This window comes from Alphaproteobacteria bacterium (genome assembly GCA_040218575.1).
GTDB lineage: Bacteria > Pseudomonadota > Alphaproteobacteria > JAVJRE01 > JAVJRE01 > JAVJRE01.
Genome location: JAVJRE010000001.1, coordinates 17,830 through 38,024, shown reverse-complemented (window position 1 = coordinate 38,024; position 20,195 = coordinate 17,830). Strand labels below are relative to the sequence as shown.

Sequence of the window (20,195 nt, the reverse complement as noted above, 5' to 3'; positions counted from 1 at the left end):
TCATCCCGCCACCGGCCGGCCGGCGGTCATCCCCGGGGCGGTTGTCGCGTCCGGGCCGGCAAGCCTAGCCCAGCCCGGCCGCCGGGCATAGCCAGCGGGCCGGCCATCACGCCGTGACCTCCCTCCCAGGTCGACCTCAGGCTGCCCTCAGGTGGCCAGCGTGCCCTTGGCCTTCGCCACATGGCTGGCGATGGCGTCCATCAGCGGCGGCGACAGGCAGTCATAGGGCTCCAGCTTCAGGTCGCGCAGGCGCTGCCGTACGCCGGCCATGGCGGCGGGGGCCACGCCGGACTCGATGACCGACGAGACGAAGGCGGCGAACTCCGGCGCCGCCCAGCCCGCATCGTCCGAAAGTTCCGTGTGGATGAAGTCGAGACCGTGGAACGGATGTCCCTTATCCTCGATGCGGCCGTACATGTGGGCGCCGCATTTCTTGCAGGCGTGACGCTGGATCGCCGCCTTGGCGTCCACCACCGCCAGCTTGTCGCCATTGGCGGTCACGCTCAGCGCCTCGCGCGGCACCACCGCCACCTGCGAGAAAGTCGCACCCGCCGGCTTCCAGCACTTGGTGCAGCCACAGACATGATTGTGGGCGCATTGGCTTTCCACCCGCACCTCGACCCGTTTGTCCGCACAATTGCAGTGCAGGGTGCCGCCCTTGAAATCGGCCGACCCCGCCTTGACCCCGCCGTCCACGGCCGGGTGAATAGTCACCTTGCTCATCTGGCCCTCCGTCCGTTGCCCTGAAACCCGCCGGTCTTGCCGCCGGCGTCGCTCCAGCCTGCGCCTGTCGCGCCCCGGAGTCGACTCACAGCATTTGGCGCGTCATCCTTGCCTTTGCCACAAGGGGAGGGGGTCGGGGTGATCACGCCGGATTTTGTGCGCGAGATGGCGCACTACAACCGCTGGCAGAACACCAGGGTGTTCGGCTTCTGCGATACCTTGTCCGACCAGGAGCGGCGGGCCGACCGCGGCATGTTCTTCGGCTCCATCCACCAGACCCTGGTTCACATCATGAACGTGGACCGCTGGATCATGAGCCACCCGCTCGGTGTGCCCGGTGTGCCCGCCGCCGGCGGCGACCACTGGACCGACATCAAACGCGACCGCGCCGCGTTGGATGATTTCATCGATCGTCTGGCCGACCGCGCGGAGTGGCGAAGCGGCGTCTATGAACGGCCCGGTCCGGACGGCGCACCGCCGCGGCGCATTCCCCGGCCGCTCTTCGCCGTCCAGTTGTTCAGCCACCAGACCCACCATCGCAGCCAGGTGACCAGCGAGCTGTGGAAGCTGGGCATCGACTATGGCAGCACCGACATTCCCTTCCGCCCCGACGCGCCGTGGTGAACGCACCATGGTGAGCGGCGACGCATCATGATCCGGCCATGACCCTCTACGACCGCAGTCTCCTCGCCATCGGTGGTGTGATTACCGGCGGCGCGGTTGTCATCGCTCTGTTCGCGCCTTGACTGGCGCCTTATGACCCGTTTCAGACTTTCCCCGCCGGCTTTGCCGGCAGCGGGTTCTCCCAGCCTGGACATCTGTTCGGGCTTGACGGGCAGTGTCGCGACCTGTTCAGCCGCATTCTCTTCGCCATTCGCGGCGACTTTCTGAACGTTAGCTTATTTCTGCCTCTGGCTTATGGCGCGGGTTTGCTTTTCGCCTGGCTGGAACACCGGAGCAGGGTCGGGCCCATCGTGCGATGGCTCGGTGATGCCTTCGCCCAATTCTACCTCGCCATGCCGCTGTTCATACTCGTCATGCTGCTGCTCACCTCATGGTGGCTGACATGGCCTCTTTTTCTGGCGATCATCACACTCTACAGCCTGCCGCTTACGCGGGGCGCGTTCGCTACACTGAGGCGTATCCCGCCCGCCGGTCCGGGACAGCAGTCGCGTCTGCGGCTCACGGTGCTGACTGTCCATGCGCTGCACTTCGCGGTATTCGTTTTGCTAGCCATACAGGGCCTGGGATTTCTCGGCCTCCTGTTCGGTGATCTATCCCTGGGATGGGTTGTTTCCAATACGATCAACTTCATCCCCTTTGCCCCGGCCATGGCCGTCTGGCCGGCTGCCACCCTCATTATCCTGCTCATGGGGCTGCAGCTTCTGGCGCTGGGCCTGGAAAGCCGCCTGCCGCCGGCCCTGCGCGGCACGGACCCGGTGTTGTCGGTTCTGGGTCGGGGCTAAGGCTCCACCGGGGCATGCAATGTCGCCGGTGACTCGAGGGTGGCGCGCAGGGGCTCGCCCCGCCGGTACAGCCGCAGCGCCACCACAAGAGTGATGCCAGCGACAATCAAAACCACCGGCGACCACTGTGTCGTCGCTGTCCAGCCCAACATGTCCGCACCAACCTTGCTAAGCAGCCAGCCCAGACTGGCCGACATCGCCGCCAGCCAGGTCAGCCCGCCGACGAGCCGGCCACGCATGTGTTCAGCCACATTCAGTTGCGCCAGCATGGACACACAGACCCCGAGCGCCGCGACGGCCACACCCAGGAGCGTGACAGCGGACGCGGCAATCCAGGCACTGACGCCGGTCGTCGCCACAACAGCCAGCGGCATTGCCGCGATCGCCAGTACCAATACCATCCGCGTCAGGCCAAATGGGGCCGAACGATAGCCAAGCCAGAAACTGAAGACGAAAAGCGCCAGGACGGCCAGCATCTGGAAGCCGACAAATGTTTGGATACCGAATGCCCCCGCTGCCTGTTTGAGTTCGGGCGCCAACGCCACCGCAAACAGCACAAGCAGGTTCACACCCACGAGCGGGCCCAATCCCACATGGCGCCGGACATAGCGCACACCGTCGGCCAGATCGGTCAGGAACGGTTTGCCGGATGGTGTAAACCGGCCGGACGGTCGCAACCGGATACGAAACAGAAATCCCAGAAACACCAGTTCGGCTATCGCCGCACCACCAAACCCGTACATCGCGCCCCGCTCCAATGGCATCAAATCGAATACAAGCAAGCGCCCTACTTCACCCAGCGACGATGCCCCTCCCACAAGAACAAGCGCGGCGATCAACAGGCGACGGGGCACCAGCCTGGGAACGATGCACAGCAAGACCGGGCTGCCAAATGCAGTGGCAACACCAACAACAGAGAGTCCGACCGCCAGAGCCCACGCACTACCCAATCCCGCCGCCACCACGCCGCCCAAAATGGCCAGCCCCAGGGCGCAGGCCAGGTGGCTGAGCCACAGCAGGCGGAATCTGTTCGTCCGGTCGGCCAGAATACTGGCAAACGGAACAACCAGAAGCAAAGCAAGCAGCGGCATGGATGTAATAATACCGATGGAAAGCGCGGACTTGGTCTCTTCCCACACCATCCAGCCAACGACCGGCACAATGATCGCCCCGCCGGTGCCAACGAGCACTAGTCCTGCAAGCATCAGTTGCAGCGGCCGCTCCGCCAGCGCATCACCCATGCTGCCCAGCAACAGGCGCAGCAAGCGCGGTGTCCGGCCGGACCCGGCTTCGTCTGTCATTTCGGGCCACGCTTGCGGTGCGCGGGCGCCACGGCGTTGGTCGGCGGAACTCATAGCGAAAGCGTAGCCGACAGTTCCGCCGCTGGCATCGCCCGCCGCCATCATCCGACTTGGCCTCTCACCCGGTTCTCGCCTAGTCTTGGCGCCGGCGGGCCGCGCGGTCGCCCGTCAGGCCGGCCCCCGGGGGAAGGGGGACCGGAACCGGCGACGGTTCCGGACCGCCGGGGCCGGACACAGGCGCAAGGGCTTTTGGGGCAGCGGCCCCGACGCAGGGGAGTGACCATCCATGGCGGCCAGGCCCATGCGCGTGCTGCTCTATTGCCACGATACCTTCGGCCTTGGCCATCTGCGCCGCAGCCGCGCCATCGCCCATGCCATCGTCGCCGCCAACAAGCGGGCCCGTTGCCTGATCGTTTCCGGTTCGCCGGTGCTGGGCGATTTCGATTACCGGGCGCGGGTTGACTACATCTCCATCCCCGGCGTCATCAAGCGGCGCAGCGGCGCCTATGTGGCGGCCGACGCCCATGTGGACCTGGAGCAGACTCTGGCCATGCGCCGCGCCATCATCGCCGAGACCGCGGAGGCGTTCGATCCCCACCTGTTCATCGTCGACAAGGAGCCATGGGGCCTGCGCGGCGAGCTGGCGCCGACTCTCGACGCGCTGCACCGCCGCGGCGTGCCCATCGTGTTGGGCCTGCGCGACGTGCTGGACGATCCATCCCTGCTGGTGCCGGAATGGGGGCGCAACGACAATGTGACGGCGCTGGCGCGCTATTACGACCAGATCTGGGTCTATGGCCTGCCGCAGATGTATGAGCCGCTCGCCTGCATAGACCTGCCGCGTTCGCTGCGCCGTCGCATCGTCTATACCGGCTATCTGCGGCGCGAGGTCTCCGCCTTCGCGCCGCCGCCCGCCAATCTGCCCGGCACCACGAAAGAGGATGGCCGGCCCTACATTCTGGTGACTCCCGGCGGCGGCGGCGACGGCGACGGGCTGGTGGACTGGGTGCTCAATGCCTATGAGGCCGACCCCGCCATTCCCGCCAACGCGGTCATCGTCTTCGGGCCCTTCCTGGACAGCACCGCGCGCACCGGTTTCCTGCACCGCATCGAAAAGCTGGAGCGGGTCCACGCCCTGGTGTTCGACGCCCATATCGAGGGCCTGATGGCCAACTGCGCCGGCATTGTCGCCATGGGCGGCTACAACACCTTCTGCGAGATTCTCTCCTTCGACAAACCGGCCCTGGTGGTCCCCCGCACGACGCCGCGCCTAGAACAGTGGTTGCGGGCGCGCCGGGCGGAAGAGCTGGGCCTGGTCGCCACCCTGCCGGACCCGGGACCGCCGGGCAGCGGCCGCGCGCCCGGCCGGGTCATGGCCACGGCCCTGCGTCACCTGCCGCAGCAGCGCCGTCCCTCCGACGTGGTGGTGCCGGGCCTGCTGGACGGCCTCGACAATATCAACCGGCTGGCCCGCCGCCTGATCCGCCGCCCGTCGGTGCAGGCGGTCGCCGCCGATCGCGGCGCCAACCGCGCCGCCATACGCTGAGCCCCACACGCGCCCCGGCCCGCACGCGCCCACACACGCCCCAGCCCACACACACCCGCGCCGGGCCGTGCACAGCCTGCCTCTTCCCCTGGCCGGCCCTTTGCGGCACATAAGGTCATGGCTCCCCGCGAAGAGGCTCCCGCCGCCCGGCCCGACACCGCCGCCGTCCGCGGCCCCGCGGCCGGACCGACCGCCCCCGCCATGAAACCTGCGGCCTCCGCCGTCAGGCCTACGGCCATCGTGATGAAGGGCTGGCCGCGCCTGTCCGAGACCTTCATCGCCCAGGAAATCCTGGAGCTGGAGCGCCGCGGCCTGCCGCTCCTTTTGGTCTCGCTGCGGCAGCCGACCGATGGCGCCACCCACCCGGTGCATGATGCGGTGACCGCGCCGGTTCTCTACCTGCCGGAATATCTGCGCCAGGCGCCGGGCCGCGTCGTGCTTGCCTTCCTCGCCGCCCTGCGCCGCCGCACCTTCGCCCGCACCTTCGTCCGCTTCCTTGCCGATCTGGCGCGCGACCCCACCGCCAACCGCCTGCGCCGCTTTGGCCAGGCTCTCGTGCTGGCCCGCGACCTGCCCGGCGCCCTGCCCGGCGTCGCCCATCTCTATGCCCACTTCCTGCACACCCCGGCGTCAGTGACCCGCTACGCCGCCATGCTGATGGACCTGCCGTGGAGCGTGTCGGCCCACGCCAAGGACATCTGGACGACGCCGGACTGGGAGAAGGCCGCCAAGCTGCGCGAGGCGGCGTGGACGGTGACCTGCACCGGCAATGGCCGTGACCATCTGGCGGCCCTGGCCCGCACCGACACCGGCAGCGGGGCGGCGGCCGACATGCCCGCCCGACCGGTCCACCTGGTCTATCACGGTCTCGACCTCGACCGTTTCCCGCCGCCGCCCAGCCACCGCCCGCCGCGCGACGGCAGCGACAGCGACGATCCCGTGCGTCTGCTGACGGTCGGCCGGCTGGTGGAAAAGAAGGGCTATGCCGACCTGCTGACGGCGCTGTCCATCCTGCCGCCGGATCTGCACTGGCATCTCACCTGCATCGGCGGCGGTGAATTGCACGATGCCCTCGCCGCCGGGGCGCGGGGCCTTGGCCTGGCCGGACGCATAGACTGGCAGGGCGCGCGCGCCGCCGATGATGTGATCGCCGCCTATCGCCAGGCCGACCTCTTTGTCCTGCCGTCACGCATCGCCGATGACGGCGACCGCGACGGCCTGCCCAATGTGCTGATGGAGGCCCTGTCACAGCACCTGCCGGTCATTGCCGGTAACGTGTCGGCGGTGCCCGAGCTGATTACCGATGACCAGACCGGCCGCCTGGTGCCGCCGGACAATCCCGCCGCCCTGGCCGCGATCCTGGCCGACCTCATGAGCGATCCCGACAGCCGCGCCCGGCTGGGCTTCGCCGGCGGCAAGCGGGTCGCTGACCATTTCGCCTTCCACGATCATATTGGCCGGCTGGCAGCGCTGTTCGGCCTGCCCGACCGGCCGGCGGCAGCGCCCTTTGCCACCACCGAGATCGCCGCCGCCGCCCTCGCCCGGCGGGCCGGGTCCTGAGGGCCGCGCGCCGGCAAGCCACCCATGCGCATCGCCTTCTACGCGCCCATGAAGCCGCCCGACCATCCGGTGCCGTCCGGCGACCGCCGCATGGCCGGACTGCTGATGGCCGCCCTGCGCCGCGCCGGCCATCAGCCGGTGCTCGCCAGCCGCCTGCGTACCTGGACCGGCGATGAAGGCATGGCCGGGGCGGCGAGCCGCGCTGTGCTGCGCCTGAAGAGTGCGGAGCAGGCCGCGGCCCTTGTCCGTCGCTGGCGGGACGCAGCCGACCGGCCGGACCTGTGGTTCACCTATCACCTGTTTCACAAGGCGCCGGACGGCATCGGCCCGGTGGTGGCGCGGGAGCTGGCCATTCCCTATGTGGTGGCCGAGGCCAGCGTCGCGCCAAAGCGCCGCACCGGCCCATGGGCCGCGGGCCACGCGGCGGTGGTGGCGGCGCTGGGCCAGGCCGCCGCGGTCATTGCCCTCAACCCGGCCGACCGCGCCTGCGTCCTGCCGTGCCTGGCCGATGGCCGCCGCCTGTATGACCTGCCGCCTTTCCTCGACGCCCGGCCCTATGTGGCGGCGCGGCGGCGGCGCGCCGCTGGCCGCGCCCGTCTGGCCACCGCCCACGCTCTCGATCCGGCAACGCCGTGGCTCATCGCCGTGGCCATGATGCGGCCGGGCGACAAGCTGGCCTCGTGGCGCTTGCTGGCGAAGGCTCTCCTGCCTCTGGCGACGCCCGCCGCGCAGGCGCCGGCCTGGCACCTGCTGGCGGTGGGCGACGGCCCGGCCGGCGAGGCGGTCCGCCGCCTCTTCCGGCCCCTGGCCCGTCATATGGTGTGGCTCGGCCAGCAACCGGAGGACGCCCTGCCGGACCTCTATGCCGCATCGGACCTGTGTGTCTGGCCGGCCATCAACGAAGCCTGGGGCATGGCCCTGCTGGAGGCCCAGGCCAGCGGCGTGCCGGTGCTGGCCGGCGATGCCGGCGGCGTGCCGGCGGTGGTTCACGACGGGGCCACCGGCCGCCTGGTGCCGGTGGGCGATGCGGCGGCCTTCGCTCACGCGCTCCGTCACCTGCTGCAGGACAGCGACGAGCGTGCCCGTCTGGCCGCCGGCGCCCGCCGCCTGACCGGCCGCCGGCACGGTCTGGCCGGCGCCGCCCGCCGCCTCGACCACATCCTCGCCCGCGCTCTCGTCCGCGCTTCGGCTCGCACGCCTCGTGGCATGGGGCGATGATCCGCCTGGCCCTGTTGCGGCATGGTCCCACCGCCTGGAGCCGCGCTCACCGGTTGCAGGGGCGGGCCGATGTGCCGCTGGATGCGGCCGGCCGCGCCGCCGTAAGCGGCTGGAGTCTGCCGCCGGAACTGACCGCCTGGGCCTGGCGCACCTCGCCGCTGCTCCGCTGCCAGGAAACCGCCCGCCTGCTGGACCTCGCCGCCGCCACCGATGACCGCCTGATTGAGATGGACTGGGGAGCGTGGGAAGGCCGCTCGCTCCGCGCCATCGCCGCTGAAGAACCCGCCGCCCTGGCGGCCCGGGAAGCGCGCGGCATCCACATGACGCCGCCGCCCGGCCCCGCCACCGATTGCGGTGCCGGGTCCAGCGAAAGCCCGGCCATGGTCATGGCCCGGCTGGCGCCGTTGCTGGCGGCGGTGGCCGCGGCCGGTCGGGACTGCGGCTTCGTCACCCACAAGGGCGTCATCCGCGCCTTGCTGGCGCTGGCCACGGACTGGGACATGACCGGCCCGCCACCGGCCCGGGTGGCGCCCGGCAGCCTGCAGCTCCTGGCCCTCGACGGTCGGCGGCTGCGCCTGCTGGCGGCCGACCTGGCGCTCAACGGCCGGCCCCTGCCCGTTCCGCAACCGGCCGCGCCCGGACCCACGCCGCGGGCTGGCCCGCGAGGCGGCCCATGAGTGGGGCCAGGAGCCGGCGCGTCCTCATCTGGGTGCAGCATCTGCTGGGCTCCGGCCACCTGGTGCGGGCGACTGTGCTGGCCCGGGCGCTGGCCGCGGCCGGCTTCCAGGTCACCCTGGCCAGTGGTGGGCGGCCGGTGCCGGGGCTCACCTGTGGCCCGGCCCGTCTGGTGCAACTGCCCTGGGTGGCCAGCGACGAATCCTTCTCAGCGCTCAGCGGCGAGCACGGCCAGCCCTATGGCGGGGCGCTGGCCGCGGCGCGCCGCGACCGCCTGCTGGCGCTGCTCCATGAGGCGCGGCCCGACGTGGTGATGGTCGAGCATTTTCCCTTTGGCCGCCGGCCGTTCCGGGCGGAGCTTCTGCCCCTGCTGCAGGCGGCGCGGGCGCTGGCGGCGCCACCGCTGGCGGTGGTCAGTGTGCGCGACATCGTCAAGCGCGAGCGTAAGGCCGGCCGTCACCAGGAAGCCTGTGACTGGATCGGCTCTCTGTTCGATGCGGTGCTGGTCCATGGCGACAGCGCCTTCCTGCCGTTTGCCCACTCCTTTCCGCTGGCGTCGGCGCTTGGCTCGCGAGTGCACCACACCGGCTATGTGGCGGCGCAGTCCGTGGCCGCGGCCCCAACCTCCGCCGCTCCATCCATCGCTGCTGACGCGGCTGGTCCGCCACGTCACGGCGTCATCGTCGCTGCCGGTGGCGGCGCCGCCGGGCTGCCGCTGTTGCATGCCGCCGTCGCCGCCCGCGCCTTGAGCGGCCATCGCCATCAGCCGTGGCAAGTCTTCGCCGCCAGCCTTGCCGCGGCCGACCGCGCCCGCCTGCTGACCACCGCCGCGACCCAGCCGCCGGGCCTCTCCCTGCATGTGGGTCAGCGCGATCTGGCGGCGCGCTGGGCCGGCGCCGTCGCCGCCATCAGCCAGGCCGGCTATAACAGCGCGGTCGAGCTGCTGGCCGCCGCCACGCCGGCGGTGCTCGTCCCCTTTGTGGGTCCGGCCGGGGAATCCGAGCAGTCGGTGCGCGCCCGGGCCATGGCCGCCGCCGGTCGCGCCCTGGTGGTGAACGAGGACGCGCTGTCGCCGGCCGCCCTGGCCGCCGCTCTGGATGCCCTGCCCCGGGAGATGCCGCCTTCGCCGGTAAATCTGGACGGCGCCGCCGCCACCGCCCGCTGGCTGCGGCAGGCCCTGGCCGCCCGCCCCGGACCATGAGCGCCTTCGCCGCCCTTTCCGCCGCCCTCGACCGGCTGGCCGACAGCGGTTCGGCGATCACCGTGTGGTGGCGCGACGACGACGCGGTGGCCGCCACGCCGGCCCTCGACCGTCTGCTGGCGGTCGCCGGTGACCACGCCGTGCCCCTGGCCCTGGCGGTAATCCCGGCCCGGCTGCAGGACTCCCTCGGGCCACGTCTCGCCGGGCTCGATGGCCGGCGCTGGCCGGACGGCCGCCTCAGCCTGCTGCAGCATGGCTACAGCCACACCAACCATGCGCCGGACGGCGAGAAGAAATGCGAGCTCGGGCCCCACCGGCCGCTGCCCCTGACCCATGGCGACCTGGCCACCGGCTGGGCCCGCCTGCAGACGCTGGCCACCGCCGGGACCGGCCCGGCCCGGCTGCTGCCGGTGCTGGTGCCGCCGTGGAACCGTATCGCGCCAGGCCTGATCCCGGCCCTGCCGGAAATGGGCTATGGCGGCCTGTCGCGCTTCGGCCGGCGGGCCCGGCCGCGACCGCTGGCCGGCCTCCTGGAGATCAACTGCCACCTGGACCCGGTGGACTGGCGCGGCCGCCACGGGCCGGCCCACGCCTTCATGGGCGAAGCGCCGGCCCTGGCTCCGTTGCTTGAGTTCACCGCCGCCCTCGGCACTCCGGACCTGGGCGCTCCTGACATGACCGCTCCCGGCCCGGCGGCGGAGCCGTTCGGCCTGCTGACCCACCATCTGGACCATGACCATGACGGCTGGCGCTTCCTTCAGCGTCTGATCGGGCTATTGTGCCAACATCCGGCGGTGCACTTTGCCGCCGCCGCCGATCTGTTCCCTCCGCCACAGCCGTCCGGGAAGGCGCCCGTCTGATGTCCACCGATAAAGTCATACGACCAGCCGCCGGCCCGTCTTCCCGTGACGGGGGCCGTGACGGGGGCCATGACGGAGGCCCGGGCGGGGCCCGGCGCGGCGCGGTCAGCGCCCACCGCTATCGCTTCGCCGCCATGGCCGGCGACTATGTGCGGGCCGCACTGGGCACCGGCGTCTTTGCCTTTCTCCTGCTGTTCGCCGAGACCGGCGCGTGGGGCCTTGGCATCCTGCTGACCCTGACCACCGTCTTCGCCCTGTTCGCCGCCCGCACCATCATCGTCCACAGGACCCGGGTAGAGATGGACGATGTGGGCATCGCCGCCTTTGGTTTGCGCCGCCGCGCCATTCCCTGGAGCGAGGTGCGCGACGTGGCGCTCAAATACTATTCCACCCGGCGCGACCGCCGGCGCGGCTGGATGCAGATGACCGTGCGTGGCAGCGGCCAGAGCCTGAAACTCGACTCGAAGATCGACGGCTTCGACCGGATCGTCCGCCGGGTCGGCCAGGCGGCGGCCGCCAATGATGTGGAGCTGAGCGAGATCACCGCCGCCAATCTCTATGCTTTCGAGCAGGATGATGACGACGACCGCTCGTTCAACTGACCCGGCAACTGACCCGGCCACCGGCCCCGCTGCCGATCCCGCCACTGACGGTGCCGGCGATCTGCTGCAGGTAGAGGATCTGGCCGTGGACTTCCGGGTCCATGACGGCTCCATCCGCGCCCTGGACGGCGTCAGCTTCCGCGTCCCGGCCGGACGCACCGTGGCGCTGGTCGGCGAATCCGGCTCCGGCAAGTCAGTCACCAGCCAGGCGATCATGGGCATCCTGCCAGAGAGCGCCACCATTACCGGCGGCCGCATCCTGTTCCGCGATCCGGCCACGCCGGCAACGGTCATCGACATCGCCACCCTCGACACCGAGGGCGACGCCATGCGCCGGCTGCGCGGCGGTCGCATCTCCATCATCTTTCAGGAGCCCATGACCTCCCTGTCGGCGCTGCACACCGTGGGCAATCAGGTGGGCGAGGCGGTGCGCCTGCACCGCAACGCCAGCCGCGCCGAGGCGGATGATCTGGCGGCGGAGATGCTCGGGCTGGTGGGCTTTCCCGATCCGCGACGGGCGCTGCGCACCTACCCTTTCGAGCTGTCGGGCGGTCTGCGCCAGCGCGCCATGATCGCCATGGCCCTGGTCTGCCGGCCGGCCCTGCTCATCGCCGACGAGCCCACCACCGCGCTCGACGTCACCATCCAGGCGCAGATTCTCAAGCTGCTCAAGGATCTGCAGGGTGAGCTGAGCATGGCCATCCTGATCATCACCCATGATCTGGGCGTCGTCGCCAACATGGCCGACGAGGTGGTGGTCATGTATCGCGGCCGCGTCATGGAGTCCGGAACGCTGGAAGACATTTACGGCAATCCGCGCCACCCTTATCTCAAGGCGCTGCTGCATGCGGTGCCGCGCTTCAATATGAAGCCGGGCGAGCGGCTGCAGCCGCTGCGCGAAATCCGCGCCGAGACCGGCGTCATGCTCCAGGACAAGCCGGCCGCCATCATCCAGCCCGCCACCGCCACGCCCGCCACCGCGCGCGCCGTTTCCACGGCCTCCCTTCCCATGCTTGACGTGCGGCACATCTCCAAGTCCTTCACCATCCGCAAGTCCGGGCTGTTCGGTGGCGGCACCGCCGACCGGGTGCCGGCGGTCAGCGATGTCAGCCTGCAGATCATGCCCGGCGAGTGTCTGGGGCTGGTCGGCGAATCCGGCTGCGGCAAGACCACATTGTCGAAGATCATCATGCGCGCCGTGTCGCCGGACACCGGCGCCATCACCTTTAATGACGGCGCCGGCGGCGGGCCGACCGACGTGCTGGCGCTCAGCGGCGATGACCTCACCGCCTTCCGCCGCCGCCTGCAGTTCATCTTTCAGGACCCGTTCGGCTCGCTCAATCCGCGCATGACGGTCTATGACATCATCGCCGAGCCGCTGGCCATCCACCGCATCGGCGACACCGCCAGCCGCCGCGCCCTGGTCATGGAGCTCATGCGTCTGGTGGGCCTCGACCCGCGTTTCCTCAACCGCTATCCGCACTCCTTCTCCGGCGGCCAGCGCCAGCGCATCGGCATCGCCCGGGCCCTGGCCCTGAAGCCCGACATGCTGATCTGCGACGAGCCGGTCAGCGCCCTGGACGTGTCGATCCAGGCGCAGATTCTGAATCTGCTGAAAGACCTCAAGGCGGCGCTTGGCCTGACCTACCTGTTCATTAGCCACAACCTGGCGGTGGTGGACTATATCGCCGACCGTATCGCCGTCATGTGCCGCGGCCACATCGTCGAAGTGGCGCCCAGGGCCGAACTGTTCGCCAATCCGGTGCACCCCTACACCCAGGCCCTGCTGGCGGCGGTGCCCAAGCCCGACCCCGGCCAGCGTCTTGACCTCAGCCGCCTGATGGAGGGCCGCGCCTCGGAGCCGACCCTCTGGCCCGCGCCCTTCGCGGTGCCGCCCATGGCCTCCGCACCGGCCGCCGAATCCCGCACGGCCGGCCGGCCATCCATGATCGATCTGGGCGATGGCCATCTGGTGCGCGCCACCGCCCGACCGACCGCCCCGGCTATCTGAGCCGCCGGCGACGGCTTTTCAGCCCGTGCCGCGGGCCCATCACGCAAACGTGGCCCGCGCGCGAGGCCCATGCCGCTCCGCCGCCCCTTTGCTAGACTGTGATGAACACCAGGCCCGGCCGCCACATCCGATGGCCGGCCGCAGAGCCAGGAGGGGGAGGCCATGACCACCATCCGCACGCGCCGCGCCGGCGTCGTTCCGGCCGCCTTGCTGCGCGGCCTGTTGCCTGGTGTGCTGCTGGTCCTGACGGTGATGGCCCTGCTGGCGCCGCCCGCCGCGCGCGGCCAGTCGGGCAGCCAGGCGGGCCACCCGTCGGCCGCTGTCGAACCGCCGATGCTGCTGCCCCGGATTCTCTCCGGCGCCCTGCCGCCGTTGGCGGAGCGTCTGCCGGCGGTGCCGTATGTGGACGCCATGGACCGGCCGGGCCTCGCCGTCGGCCGGCACGGCGGCGACCTCACCATGCTGATGGCCAACCCGCGCGACATCCGCATGTTGACGGTCTATGGCTATGCCCGGCTGGTCGGCTATGACGCCGACTATAATCTGGTGCCGGACATCCTGGAGAAGATGGAAGTGCGCGAAAGCCGCATCTTCACCATGACCCTGCGCGAAGGCCATCGCTGGTCCGACGGCGCGCCGTTCACCACCGAGGACTTCCGCTACTACTGGGACGACGTCGCCAACAATCCCGACCTGTCGCCGGTCGGTCCCGATATCCGCCTCAAGGTGGACGGCGAATGGCCCACCGTGGAAATCCTCGACGAGCGCACCGTGCGCTATTCGTGGAGCCGGCCCAATCCGGATTTCCTCATTCATCTGGCCGGGCCCAGCCCGCTCTACATCTATCGCCCGGCGCACTATCTCAAACCCTTCCACGCCAGCCACGCCGACCCCGAAGAGCTTGAAGAGCGCATGGAGGCGGCGCGCCGCCGCAACTGGGCGTCCCTGCACAACGGGCTCGACAACCAGTACGCCAACGACAATCCGGCCCTGCCGACGCTGGACCCGTGGGTCAACACCACGGAGTCGCCCGCCGACCGCTTCGTCTTCGTGCGCAACCCCTACTTTCACCGGGTCGATCCGCAAGGCCGCCAGCTCCCCTATATTGATCGCGTCATCGTCAACATGGCGGATTCAAACCTGATCCCGGCCAAGGCCGGGTCCGGCGAATCGGACCTGCAGGCGCGCTATCTGGATTTCGCCGACTTCACCTTCCTGCGGGCCGGCACAGAGCGCGGCGACTATGACGTGCGGCTGTGGCGCACCGCGCTGGGCAATCAGGTGGCGCTCTATCCCAACCTGACCGTCACCGATCCCGGCTGGCGCGCCATTCTGCGCGAGGCCGACTTCCGTCGCGCCCTGTCCCTGGCCATTGATCGCGACGAGATCAACGCCATTCTTTTCGCCGGCCTCGCCTTCCCGTCCAACAACACCGTGCTGCCACAGTCGCCACTGTTCAGGCAGGACTATCAGAGCCAGTGGGCGACCTACGACATCCGCCGCGCCAATGCCCTGCTGGACGGTCTCGGCCTGACCGCGCGCAATGGCGACGGCACCCGCCTGCTGCCCGACGGCCGGCCCCTCGACATCATCATCGAGACTTCCGGCGAGCGGGCGCAGGAGGTGGATATTCTCCAGCTCATAAAGGACTCGTGGGCGCGCATTGGCGTGCGCATCTTCATCAAGCCGTCGCAGCGCGAGGTCATGCGCAACCGCATCTTCGCCGGCGTCACCCTGATGAGTGTGTGGACCGGCCTCGACAACGGGGTGGCGACGGCGGCCATGAGCCCGCACGAACTGGTGCCCATCGACCAGATTCACCTGCAATGGCCGAAGTGGGGACAGTATTTCCAGACCAATGGCGCCGCCGGCGAGCCGCCCGACACGGTAGAGGGGCGGCGCCTGCTGTCGCTCTATGGAGAGTGGCGCGAGGCCTCGTCAGACGATGGCCGCCGCCGCATCTGGCAGCAGATCCTGGAGATCAACGCCGATCAGGTGTTCACCATCGGCACCGTCGCCGGCGTCCTGCAGCCGCTGGTGGTCAAGCACGGCCTGCGCAACGTGCCGAAGGAGGGAGTCTTCGCCTGGGACCCCGGCGCCCGCTTCGGCATCTATCACCCGGACCGGTTCTGGTGGGAGTAGGGGATGGCAGTGATTCTCTTCCCGCGTGAAACCGATACCTAATCAGCGCACAAACAGATGGTTGATCGGGCGCAGCCCTTGTCAACACCGGCAACAGGCTCATTTTGAGAACATGACCATGGACTTGAAAACAGTATCCATCATCACGTTCGGCGCTGCGCTCTTTGCCATCTCCGACTATCAGGTGCGAGAAGCACAAGCCGACTTCTATGACCGTTCAATCGGTCAAGCTGGACACATCGGTGTCTCGCCGGCATATGTAGGCTCGACGTCGGGGCCAACTGTTTGTTTGGAGACTGGCGGCACACAGAAAGCTCCGCCAGGTGAACTGGTCCAATTGCATGCCGAGATTTATGGATGGCGCCTTTTTCCAACCAGCCGCCTTTGATCGAACGCTTTCCCGTCAGTGCCGCAGCGCCGGTTGCGAAACCGCGCCAGTCGCTGCCACCCCACCTAGCCTTTCCGCCGCCGGCCCCGTAGCATCGCGCTGGCGCGCCGGCTGACCGCTCCGGCGCGCCGCCCTGCCGCGCCGTATCGGGGGAAACGCCGGCCCATGCTCCACCCGCCATCCACGCGCCCAACGCGCCCCTGCGCCCTGCCGCCATGCTGATCTACACCGTCCGCCGTCTGCTCATCATGGTGCCGACGCTGCTGGTCATTTCGGCCATCGTCTTCGTCATCATTCAGTTGCCGCCGGGCGATTACCTGTCCACCTACATCAACGAGCTGCGCAGCCAGGGCGAGGCGGTGGACGAGGCGAAGATCGCCTTCCTGCGCCAGCAATACGGTCTCGATCAACCGCTGCTCGTGCAGTACTTCACCTGGCTGTGGAACTTCATCCAGGGCGATTTCGGCTTTTCGTTCGAGCTTGACAAACCGGTGACCGACGTCATCGGCGCCCGCATGATGCTGACCATCGTCGTCGCCACCGCCACCATCGCCTTCACCTGGCTGGTCAGCTTCCCCATCGGCGTCTATTCCGCCACCCACCAGTATTCGTGGTCCGATTACGGCCTCACCTTCCTCGGCTTCCTCGGCCTGGCCACGCCCAACTTCCTGCTGGCGCTGGTGCTGCTGTATCTGGCCAATGTGTGGTTCGGCACCTCCATCGGCGGGCTGATGGATCCGGAGTTCATCGACCAGCCGTGGAGCCTGGCCAAGATGGGCAGCGTGCTCGAGCATCTGTGGGTGCCGGTGCTGGTCATCGGCACCGCCGGCACCGCCGGCATGATCCGCCGGCTGCGCGCCAACCTGCTGGACGAGCTGCAGAAGCAATACGTCACTACCGGCCGGGCCAAGGGCCTCGGCCGCCACCGCCTGCTGTGGAAATACCCCATGCGCCAGGCGCTCAACCCGTTCATCGCCGATATCGGCAGCCTGCTGCCCTCGGTCATTTCGGGCGCGGCCATTGTCTCGGTGGTGCTCAACCTGCCGACCAACGGGCCCATGCTGCTGCGCGCCCTGCAGAACCAGGACATGTTCCTGGCCGGTGCCTTCGTCATGCTGGAGGCGACCCTGGTGGTCGTCGGCCTGTTCCTGTCGGATATCGCGCTGGGCTTCCTCGATCCGCGCATCCGACTGACCGGCCGGGCGGTGGAGTAGGGCCCGTGAGCAGCGATGACATGAGCAGCGGCGACCCCACAGCGGGCCCGGCCAAAGACACCGGCCCCGCCCACGGCCCCGTCATGCGCCCGTCGCCGGCGCGCCTGGCCCACCGGGTGGACGACGCCCCCTTCGACCCGAGCGAAGACGACCACCTGTCGCCGGAGCTGGAATCCCTCTACATGGCCGGCCAGTGGAAGATGATGTGGTGGCGTCTGCGCCGCCACCGGCTGGCGGTGTGGTCGGGCGGCCTGCTGGCCCTGCTCTATGCCTCCATCCTGATTGCGGAGTTCCTCGCCCCCTGGGGCCTCAACTCCCGCAACACCGACCACATCTTCGCGCCGCCCCAGGCCATTCACCTGTTCCATGAGGGCCGCCTCGTCGGTCCCTTCGTCTATGGCTTCGATCAGGAGCTCGACCTGAACACCCTGCAACGGGTCTATACGCGGGACACCAGCGACGTGCAGCGGCTGCGCTTCTTCTGTCGCGGCGACGCCTATGAGTGGTGGGGGCTGATCCCCGCCGACCGGCACCTGGTGTGCGCGGCCGAAGGCGGCAGCTTCTTTCTGCTGGGCACCGACCGTCTCGGTCGCGACATGTTAAGCCGCATCATCTACGGCACCCGCATCTCGCTCACGGTCGGTCTGGTGGGCATCACCATCAGCTTCGTGCTGGGCATACTGATCGGCGGCGCGGCCGGCTATTACGGCGGCTGGGTGGACTCGATCACTCAGCGCGGCATCGAGGTGCTGCGCAGCTTCCCGGAGCTGCCGCTGTGGATGGCGCTGTCCGCCTCCCTGCCGGTCACCTGGTCGCCGATCCTGGTCTATTTCGGCATCACCATCATTCTGGGCCTGCTGGACTGGACGGGGCTGGCCCGCGCCGTGCGCTCCAAACTGCTGGCCCTGCGCGAGGAGGACTTCGCCATGGCCGCCCACCTCATGGGGGCGAAGCCGCAGCGCATCATCCTGCGCCACCTGATGCCGAGCTTCATGAGTCACCTGATCGCCTCGGCCACCCTGTCGATTCCGGCCATGATCCTGGGCGAGACGGCGCTCTCTTTCCTTGGCCTGGGGCTACGCCCGCCGATCACCAGTTGGGGCGTGTTGCTGAGCGAGGCGCAGGACATCAACGCCGTCGCGGTCTTTCCGTGGCTGATGCTGCCGGTGGTGCCGGTGATCGTGGTGGTGCTGGCCTTCAACTTCCTCGGCGACGGTCTGCGCGACGCGGCCGACCCCTACAAGTCCTGAGCCGGCCGCACCCGACGCCCGGCGTTCAAGGCACCGGGCTTGCAAGGCACCGGGCTTGCAAGGCGCCGGGCTTAGCGAACGGCGGGCGCGATCTTTCTCAACCAGAGACTGGTCGGCTGCGCCGCCGGGTGATGCGGCAGGCGTCTCACCACGCCGCCGGCGATGGATTGGGCGAACCGTTGCGCCGCCCAGTGGCTGGCGAACAGGACGCGCCAGCCGCCGCCGGCCAGCAGCGCCGCCACCAGGCTCTGCTCGCCATAACCGCGCCACGCCCACGCCGCCGGATAGCCGTCCGGCAGGAACACGTCATGCACATGGACCACGACCCCTTCGGCCAGCCGCGGCAGGATGCGGCCGAACAGGAAGTCCACATCGCCGCCGGCCACCGCCACGTGGCTTGAATCGATCACCGCCAGATCGCCGGCCTCCAGCCCGTCCCACGGCGCCGTGCCCGAACGCTCCACCAGGCCCGCTATGTGGCGGACACCGGCCGGCAGCGGCGCGCGCGGCGCGGGGTCAATCGCCGTGATGGCGGTGGCCAGCCCGCCGTCACGGACGGCGCGCGCCAGAAAGCGGGTGGAATGTCCGCTGCCCGCCTCGACCACGCGTTTCGGCTGCTCGCGCCGCACAAGCCCATAGGCCACCGCCGCGTCCAGGGTGGGAAACCAGCCCTGGTCGAAGCGCGGCCCCCGGCGCGCGCCGGCGTCGCTGTCCTTGCCGGCGGCGTGGGTCTGGTCATGACCGTCCTCGCCGGCGATGACCAGGAGGTCCGCCGCATGGCTCTCCACCGTCTCCAGCAGCGCCGCCATTTCCGCGTCGCACGCCGCGAAAACTGTCGCCATCTCGGGATAGGCCGGCGCATCACTGTCGGCACCCCCGTCTGCGCTGCCGGCGCCGTTCAGGCGCAGCGCGTCCGCATAACGATAGGGTATGAAGACGCCGCGCCGCCGGCCCAGCAGGGTCTGGGCCAGCATCCAGCGACCGCGCCATGACCGGCTGCTCATGTCCATTCCTCCGGCATTCTGCACACAGGAGAACCCGGGGGCGTCTGCGGGCGCCCGGGCGCACCCCGCACCGCTCAGGCTGACAGGATCATCCCTTCGCGGGCGACGATGGTGCCCGGCCGCATGGTCTCCGCCGCCGCGGCGATACGGTCCATCATGGCATCGTCGTGGCCCGGATCGTGATGAAAGATGACGCAGGTCCTAACCCCCGCTGCCGTCGCCAGCCGCACCGCCTCCTGCCAGGTGGAATGGCCCCAGCCCTTGTGCGCCGGATACTCCTCGTCCGTATAGGTCGAGTCGTAGATGAAATAGTCGGCGCCCTCGATCAGCTTCAGGATGTTTTCGTCACGGCCCGCGGCCGGGTGCTCGGTGTCCGTCACATAGCAGATGGCCCGGCCGCCGAACTCGATGCGATAGCCTACCGCCCCGTTGGGGTGGTTGAGCGGCGCCGTCACCAGGCGGATGCCGTCGCCGGCGTCCAGGGTCTCGCCGCAGGTGAAGTCATGGAACACCACGCGGCTGGCCATGGCCTCCACCGGAATCGGAAACAGCGGCGCCATCATCAGCTCGCACAGCACCTCGCGCAGCGTCATGTCGGGCCCCAGATGGCCGCCCCACAGGCGGAAGGTGTTGGCCGGGTTATAGATGGAGCTGAAGAACGGCAGGCCGCACACATGGTCGAAATGGCTGTGGCTGAAATAGATATCCGCGTCCAGCGGCGCACCGTCGGCCGCCGCCTGACGGTCCAGCGCCTGGCCCAGGCGGCGGATACCGGTGCCCGCGTCGAAGATCAGCAGCCGCTCGCCGCAGCGCACTTCAAGGCACGAGGTATTGCCGCCATAGCGCAGGGTCTCCGGGCCGGGACAGGCGATGGAGCCGCGGACGCCCCAGAAACGCACGGTGAATGGCAGATCCCCATGGTGGTCCGGCGCGGCCATGAACTCCCCTCAAGCCGTTGCCCGTCTGTCACGGGCCGTCGCGGCCCCCCCGGACACGCAACGATCCGGCACAGTCTCACGGGCGGTCCGCCGCAG

18 protein-coding genes are annotated in these 20,195 nt (G+C 69.4%); 14 read left to right on the top strand and 4 right to left on the bottom strand.

From position 1 onward, the window contains the following. Nucleotides 1-147 precede the first annotated feature (147 nt). On the bottom strand, nucleotides 148-723 hold the full coding sequence (gene gfa / locus RIE31_00170) for an S-(hydroxymethyl)glutathione synthase (protein ID MEQ8639017.1): 576 nt from the start codon (nucleotides 721-723) through the stop codon (nucleotides 148-150). Between the two features lie 138 nt (nucleotides 724-861). Between gfa and RIE31_00165 the strand changes: the two genes are divergently transcribed. Together RIE31_00165 and RIE31_00160 are read left to right on the top strand one after the other, a co-directional pair. Further along, nucleotides 862-1,347 (top strand): DinB family protein, encoded by a 486-nt coding sequence (locus tag RIE31_00165; protein MEQ8639016.1) that lies wholly within the window; start codon nucleotides 862-864, stop codon nucleotides 1,345-1,347. Nucleotides 1,348-1,697: 350 nt separating this feature from the next. Then, complete coding sequence (locus RIE31_00160; GenBank protein MEQ8639015.1) at nucleotides 1,698-2,189, top strand: hypothetical protein; 492 nt, start codon at nucleotides 1,698-1,700, stop codon at nucleotides 2,187-2,189. Here the strand turns inward: RIE31_00160 and RIE31_00155 are convergent. Continuing rightward, nucleotides 2,186-3,490 carry an MFS transporter gene (locus RIE31_00155; GenBank protein ID MEQ8639014.1) on the bottom strand — a complete coding sequence of 435 codons (1,305 nt, stop codon included), beginning with the start codon at nucleotides 3,488-3,490 and terminating at the stop codon, nucleotides 2,186-2,188. The two genes, RIE31_00160 and RIE31_00155, sit on opposite strands and share 4 nt — an antisense overlap. Nucleotides 3,491-3,776: 286 nt before the next feature. Between RIE31_00155 and RIE31_00150 the strand changes: the two genes are divergently transcribed. The 12 genes from RIE31_00150 to RIE31_00095 all read left to right on the top strand — a co-directional run bounded on the left by RIE31_00150 (nucleotide 3,777) and on the right by RIE31_00095 (nucleotide 18,157). Beyond that, a complete protein-coding gene (locus RIE31_00150) occupies nucleotides 3,777-5,036 on the top strand; it encodes a hypothetical protein (GenBank protein ID MEQ8639013.1) in 1,260 nt (419 codons plus the stop codon). Between the two features lie 243 nt (nucleotides 5,037-5,279). Further along, complete coding sequence (locus RIE31_00145) at nucleotides 5,280-6,596, top strand: glycosyltransferase family 4 protein (GenBank protein MEQ8639012.1); 1,317 nt, start codon at nucleotides 5,280-5,282, stop codon at nucleotides 6,594-6,596. Nucleotides 6,597-6,620: 24 nt separating this feature from the next. Then, on the top strand, nucleotides 6,621-7,814 hold the full coding sequence (locus RIE31_00140; GenBank protein ID MEQ8639011.1) for a glycosyltransferase family 4 protein: 1,194 nt from the start codon (nucleotides 6,621-6,623) through the stop codon (nucleotides 7,812-7,814). Further along, complete coding sequence (locus RIE31_00135) at nucleotides 7,811-8,491, top strand: histidine phosphatase family protein (GenBank protein MEQ8639010.1); 681 nt, start codon at nucleotides 7,811-7,813, stop codon at nucleotides 8,489-8,491. Before RIE31_00140 ends, RIE31_00135 begins: the two co-directional genes overlap by 4 nt. After that, nucleotides 8,488-9,690 (top strand): glycosyltransferase, encoded by a 1,203-nt coding sequence (locus RIE31_00130; GenBank protein MEQ8639009.1) that lies wholly within the window; start codon nucleotides 8,488-8,490, stop codon nucleotides 9,688-9,690. The genes RIE31_00135 and RIE31_00130 overlap by 4 nt, the downstream gene beginning before the upstream one ends. After that, nucleotides 9,687-10,550: a polysaccharide deacetylase family protein gene (locus RIE31_00125; protein MEQ8639008.1), complete on the top strand. Its 864-nt coding sequence runs from the start codon at nucleotides 9,687-9,689 to the stop codon at nucleotides 10,548-10,550. The genes RIE31_00130 and RIE31_00125 overlap by 4 nt, the downstream gene beginning before the upstream one ends. Next, the gene (locus RIE31_00120) at nucleotides 10,550-11,152 is read left to right on the top strand and encodes a hypothetical protein (protein MEQ8639007.1); all 603 of its coding nucleotides are present in this window, start codon (nucleotides 10,550-10,552) and stop codon (nucleotides 11,150-11,152) included. Before RIE31_00125 ends, RIE31_00120 begins: the two co-directional genes overlap by 1 nt. After that, complete coding sequence (locus RIE31_00115; GenBank protein ID MEQ8639006.1) at nucleotides 11,127-13,163, top strand: ABC transporter ATP-binding protein; 2,037 nt, start codon at nucleotides 11,127-11,129, stop codon at nucleotides 13,161-13,163. Before RIE31_00120 ends, RIE31_00115 begins: the two co-directional genes overlap by 26 nt. Nucleotides 13,164-13,325: 162 nt before the next feature. Further along, the gene (locus RIE31_00110) at nucleotides 13,326-15,305 is read left to right on the top strand and encodes an ABC transporter substrate-binding protein (GenBank protein MEQ8639005.1); all 1,980 of its coding nucleotides are present in this window, start codon (nucleotides 13,326-13,328) and stop codon (nucleotides 15,303-15,305) included. A gap of 118 nt (nucleotides 15,306-15,423) precedes the next feature. Further along, nucleotides 15,424-15,693: a hypothetical protein gene (locus RIE31_00105; GenBank protein ID MEQ8639004.1), complete on the top strand. Its 270-nt coding sequence runs from the start codon at nucleotides 15,424-15,426 to the stop codon at nucleotides 15,691-15,693. Nucleotides 15,694-15,908: 215 nt separating this feature from the next. After that, nucleotides 15,909-16,907, top strand: coding sequence for an ABC transporter permease (locus tag RIE31_00100; protein ID MEQ8639003.1), 999 nt, complete (start codon nucleotides 15,909-15,911; stop codon nucleotides 16,905-16,907). Nucleotides 16,908-16,990: 83 nt separating this feature from the next. Then, a complete protein-coding gene (locus RIE31_00095; protein MEQ8639002.1) occupies nucleotides 16,991-18,157 on the top strand; it encodes an ABC transporter permease in 1,167 nt (388 codons plus the stop codon). A 71-nt stretch (nucleotides 18,158-18,228) separates the two neighbouring features. Here the strand turns inward: RIE31_00095 and RIE31_00090 are convergent, their stop codons facing one another. Then, a complete protein-coding gene (locus RIE31_00090) occupies nucleotides 18,229-19,161 on the bottom strand; it encodes a class I SAM-dependent methyltransferase (GenBank protein ID MEQ8639001.1) in 933 nt (310 codons plus the stop codon). A gap of 74 nt (nucleotides 19,162-19,235) precedes the next feature. Continuing rightward, nucleotides 19,236-20,099, bottom strand: a complete 864-nt coding sequence (locus tag RIE31_00085) for an MBL fold metallo-hydrolase (protein MEQ8639000.1) — start codon at nucleotides 20,097-20,099, stop codon at nucleotides 19,236-19,238. Between the last annotated feature and the right edge of the window lie 96 nt (nucleotides 20,100-20,195).